General features: G+C 71.0%; 1 protein-coding gene. It reads right to left on the reverse strand.

The window, feature by feature from the left end:
* Nucleotides 1-20 precede the first annotated feature (20 nt).
* Nucleotides 21-1,093 (reverse strand): IS630 family transposase gene (locus tag ACZ53K_RS42705; RefSeq protein WP_468848552.1). Its coding sequence is split into 2 segments (ribosomal slippage): nucleotides 21-604 and nucleotides 604-1,093, totalling 1,074 coding nucleotides; the frame shifts between segments, so codons are not numbered across the junction.
* Nucleotides 1,094-1,164 lie beyond the last annotated feature (71 nt).

Consider the following 1,164-nt stretch of genomic DNA (forward strand, 5'->3'; position numbering starts at 1 on the left):
GAGATCTTTAACGGTGGGGGTTACGCGAGGTTGAGGTCCAGTCCGGTTCCGGTGAGGTAGCCGTCGATGAGGTCGGGCCGGTACTGCACGCGTTTGAGGCGGTTCTTGACCAGGAGGGCGAGCTGGTCGATGTCGTGCTTGGCGAGGTTGGCCAAGGACCGCTTCAGATGAGACCAGACGGCTTCGACCGGGTTGAATTCCGGCGCGTAGGGCGGCAGGTGGTAGGCGGTCAGCCAGTCCCGTGCCTCGATCGACCGCTGCATCGCGGTGCTGCGGTGCGTGTTCAAGTTGTCCCACACCAGCACGATCGGGCCGCCGAGCTGCTGGTGAGCGGCATCCAGCAGCCGGGCGTAATCGGTCTCGGTAAAGCCCTTGCGCCGGCCCCGGCCCGGGCCGCGGTGTACGAGTGTGCGATAGATCAGCCGGGGCCGGTGGCCGGGCCGGGTGCAGACCAGGGCCGCGAGCGAGATGCGCTTGGTGCCCGCGGCGGACACCCGCACCACCGGAGTGTGCCCGCGCCGGCCCCAGGTGCGGCCCCGCGGCGGCCTCAGCCCCTGCCCGGCCTCGTCCTCGAAGCAGAGCCAGGCGCCCAGGTGTGCCGCCGTCCTTTTAACGCCGGCCACTGCTCGCCCCTCCACGCGGCGATACGGGCTTCGTCCCGCTCGGCCGCCCGGCGGGCCGGGACCTGCACGCTCCAGCCCATGCGGTGCAGCAGCAGGTCCACCCCGGCGAGCGTGTAGTCCACTTTGAACCGCCGGTGGATGACGTCGGCGATCCGCGCCAGCGTCCAGCACTGGTCCTCGCCCCAGCCGTGCACGGCCGGACCGGCGGCCAAAGCCGTCTCCAGCTCCCGCAACTGCCAGGCGCCGAGCCGGCAGCGGGCGCCACCGGCCCCTTTGGACGCCAGCGCCTCCCGTCCGCCGTCGGCCAGGGCACGGCGCCAGCGGTTCACCGACATCCGTGTCACCCGGAACCGCCGGGCCACTTCCCGGTCACCGACGCCCGCCTCGATCCATTCAGCCGCCGCCAGACGCACCTGTTCCCGCCGGGCACGCTCCGCGGCACTCAGCCCGCCACCATCGGGATACCTCATCCCTCCGGCATACCGAGTGCGCCACCAGCCGTCACCCGGACGGAGAACCCCCACCATTAAAGATCTCTAGT

This window comes from Streptomyces sp. NPDC033221, assembly GCF_055577005.1.